The organism is Microbacterium sp. ISL-103 (assembly GCF_018613995.1).
Lineage (GTDB): Bacteria > Actinomycetota > Actinomycetes > Actinomycetales > Microbacteriaceae > Microbacterium.
Genome location: NZ_JAGGPD010000151.1, coordinates 1 through 3,814, shown reverse-complemented (window position 1 = coordinate 3,814; position 3,814 = coordinate 1). Strand labels below are relative to the sequence as shown.

General features: G+C 69.3%; 4 protein-coding genes. All 4 read left to right on the top strand.

Annotated elements, in window-relative coordinates:
• Positions 1-479, top strand: a 479-nt coding sequence (gene pnuC / locus J7E68_RS06425) for a nicotinamide riboside transporter PnuC (protein ID WP_215170944.1), incomplete at its 5' end; no start/stop codon positions are given.
• A gap of 10 nt (positions 480-489) precedes the next feature.
• Positions 490-1,578 (top strand): AAA family ATPase, encoded by a 1,089-nt coding sequence (locus J7E68_RS06420; RefSeq protein ID WP_215170939.1) that lies wholly within the window; start codon positions 490-492, stop codon positions 1,576-1,578.
• A 4-nt stretch (positions 1,579-1,582) separates the two neighbouring features.
• Positions 1,583-3,151, top strand: a complete 1,569-nt coding sequence (locus tag J7E68_RS06415; RefSeq protein ID WP_215170937.1) for a MoxR family ATPase — start codon at positions 1,583-1,585, stop codon at positions 3,149-3,151.
• The coding region (locus J7E68_RS06410; protein WP_215170935.1) for a hypothetical protein at positions 3,148-3,814 on the top strand (667 nt) is incomplete at its 3' end. The genes J7E68_RS06415 and J7E68_RS06410, both read left to right, overlap by 4 nt.

Here is a 3,814-nt window from a genome sequence, read left to right as displayed (position 1 = left end):
TCGTGTTCCTCGGCGCAGGTCTCTACGCCACAGCCGTCCTGCAGGTGGTCTACCTTCTCATGGGCGTGCACGGCTGGTGGAGGTGGACTCACGGCGCAGAGCAGAGCCGCCCGTTCGTCGCGAGCACACCGAGACGCGCGTGGCCGTGGCTGGTCGTCGCCGCCCTCGTCGGCACGGGCGTGATGGTCTGGGTGCTCACCACCTTCACCGACTCGCAGGTAGCGATCCCGGATGCGGCCACGACCGCTGCGAGTCTCGTCGCGCAGTACATGCTCAATCGGAAGTGGATCGAGAACTGGTTCGTGTGGATCTGCGTCGACATCGCCTTCGTCGCGCTCTCGATCGCCGCGGGACTGTGGATCATCGCTGCCCTCTACCTGCTCTTCATCGGACTCTGCGTCATCGGGTACCGGTCATGGCGTCGGGCGGCGATCGCGGATCGCGACACGGTGCCGTCGTCAGCATCCGCTCGGGTGTGAGGCCCTGCGCATGAACGGCGATCGACCCTCGCGAGGCCACGGACTCGTCCTCGGCAAGTTCTACCCGTTCCACAGCGGTCATTCGCACCTGATCCGCCAGGCTCAGCGCTCGAGCGACCGGGTCACAGTGCAGGTCCTGGGCGCCTCGGTCGAGTCGATCCCGCTCGAGGTGCGAGCCGAATGGGTCAGAGAGTCGCACCCCGGGGTGCGGGTCGTGGCGGCGATGGACGATGCGCCGGTGGATTTCGAGTCGGAGTCCGCGTGGGACGAGCACATGTCGCTGATCTCGTCGTTGCTCGATGCCCCGGTCGACACGGTGTACTCCTGCGACTCCTACGGCGGTGAACTGGCGAGGCGTCTCGACGCGCGGTGGGAGCGGATCGATGAGGGGCGTCGGATCAACCCGGTCTCGGGGACGGCGATCCGTGCGGATCCTGCTGCACACTGGCATGAGCTCGCGCCGGCCGTGCGCGCCTGGCTCACGGCGCGGGTCGTGGTCCTCGGAGCGGAGTCGACGGGCTCGACGACGCTCGCCGAAGCCCTGGCAGCGCACCTGGGCACGCTGTGGGTGGCGGAGTACGGTCGCGAGCACTCCGAGATCCGAGACGGGGGCCTTGAGACGCCGTGGCGCACCGACGAGTTCGATCTGATCGTCGACCGTCAGATCGCCCTCGAACAGCAGGCGCTGCGCACTGTGCCCCGCCCCGTGCTCGTGTGCGACACCGACGTGCTCGCGACCGCTCTGTGGCATGAGAGGTACGTGGGCTCCGTGTCGCCGCGACTGCACGAGGCCGCGGCAGCGCATCGACCGCTCCTCTATGTGCTAACCGGAGACGAGATCCCGTTCGTGCAGGACGGCATGCGCGACGGCGAGCACATCCGCCACGACATGCAGCAGCGATTCCGTGATGTTCTCGCGGCGCAGGATGTGCCGTGGCTCGAGGTGCGCGGCGACGTGCGCGAGCGGGTCGAGGCCGCGGCATCCGCTCTCGAACCCCTGCTGACCGAGCACCTGAGCTTCGCGGTTCCGCTCGAGGCGCGGTCGCTCGACGAGCAGCGTGCGCTCCAACAGGACGCCCGATCCACCTCGTTAGGATGATCGCATGCCCGACCGCTGGAACAGAGTGTCCGCCTCGCCCACGAACCCCGGCAGCGGCCACGGCGTCGAATCCCTGACCGCCGAAGACCTCTTCCGGCCGGCGGTGCAAGAGGCCGCGCCGCTCGACGAGAAGCTCCGTCAGGTCTATTACTGGATCGTCAATCGCGCGGTGATCTCGCCGTACTACGACATGGAGTTCTCGCACGCGGAGCCGCTGTCGATCGAGCTGGGCGATGCCGGGGCGACGGTGTCGCTGCCGACGCAGGCCTCATTCTCGTCGAACGTCCTCGTGCCGCTGCTCACCTTCGCGGTGGGTGGCAAGTGCCTGCTCATCGGCGGTCCGGGACGGGGGAAGACGACCGTCGCCGTGCTCATGGGGGTGCTCGCGGGAACCACGTCGGACGACGTCAGGCGCGCCGTCCAGCAGGGCCAGCCGCAGCTCACGGTCAGCGACCTCGTCGGCATCCCGCTGCCCCGAGATCTCGTCGGGGCAGAACGCCTCGCCGACATCCGCATCGCCTGGCGCGACTGGCTGGGTCTTCCGGTGAAGATCATCGACGAGTACAACCGCATCCCGACCAAGACGCAGTCGGCGCTTCTGACGATGGTGGCCGAGGGGTACGTCGAGAGCCACGACCAGATGCGCCGAACCGCCCCGGACGGCGGCGTCGAGAGCTGGTTCTTCACCGCCAACGACGATGCGGGTGGTGGCACCTTCCCCGTCATCCAGGCCCTGCGCGACCGCATGGACGTCACGGTGCAGGCCGCCGGCTTCAACAGCCGATTCTTCGACGAGCTGATCACGCGCGTCGAGGCGGGGGAGAAGCCCGAGGAGCATGTACCGGCGGAGCTGGCCTTCGATGTGGCGCAGCACCGCGAGATGCGCGCACAGATCCGCGCGGTGCCGATCCCGGATGCGGTGCGGGAGCGGCTGCGATTCTTCCTCAGCCACTTCGAGTTCGTGCAGGCCGGCGGACGACGCTTCGAGTACCGCACGAAAGATGTCGTGACCACGGCCGGCGGCAGCGTCGGCGAGGTCATCGAGGCGAACAGCGGAGCCGACCTCGAGGTGGACCTCGGCGCCCAGACCCGCAACGGCCTGTCGGTGCGCGCCCTGCAGACGCTGATCCTGTATTCGAAGGCGATGGCCTGGTTCCGCGGCGTCGATTCCGTCGAACTCGACGATGTCGCAGCGGTCCTGCCGTTCGTGCTCCGCGGCAAGCTGCTGCCGAACCCGACGCATCCCCGCTTCGATGTCGGAGCCGAGCGCGAACTCAGCACCGACACGGTGAGCTGGCTCGGCGACCTGTTCACGCAGTCGTGCCGCCAGTACGACGCCCTCGGCCGCGATGCGGATGACGCGGTCGCGTCGCTTCTCGCGGAGTTCGACCGCGGGCTCGACGGGCTCCCCGCGCTCGAGGCATCCCGGCGCATCACCGCGGTCGAGTCCCAGTTGCGCAGGATCGCGACGGTCGGCAAGCTCTACGGTCGCGACTTCGACGACGTCATCGCCCTGAAGTACCTGCATCAGCGCTATACGGCCTACGTGCGCTGGCAGGAGCTGCGCGGGTGAACCGCGTGCCTGTGACGCTGGCGAACGTCTCGGCTCCGTTCCCACCGGCGGAGCTTCCCGACCTGTCGTCTGCGGGACTCGACGGCTCTCTCGCGTCGGCATCGGTGCGGGCGGCCCACGGAGACCCTCAGCTGTTCGCCCGCGCTCTCGCGGCAGGGGTGGCGGCGGATTCCGCAGCGCTCACCGACCGTGAGCGCGCCCTCGACCTGGTGGCGACAGCTGCCTGGCGCTCGGGCGCTCTGGCGCTGCGTTCCGATGCCCTCTCGCGCCTCGACCGGCTCGACGACCCGGAGCGGCGGCTCGCGGCCGCCGCGACACTCGGCCTCAGCATCGACGTGCTCGACGAGTTCCGGCGGCGACAGCGCACGGATCGCTTCTGGTGGCCCGGTCGCGCGGATCAGCGAGGCTACGTCTTCGCGGTCGGCGGGTTCCGCGGCATCGGCGGGGCCTGGATCCGCCCTCCCGAGCAGGTCGTGACTTTGGCGGATGCCGGTGCCTTCGCGCTTCTCGTCGCGGGCGCCTGGTGGCGTCTCGACGGAGACGCCTGGGGTGCGCAGCTCTCGCTGCTCTCAGAGCGGCCGGAGGGCGGGTCCGCACGCGACGACGGGGTCAGCGTGGTGCTCGGCCCCGCCCCGCACCTGGCCTGGGTGCACGTGCGGGAGC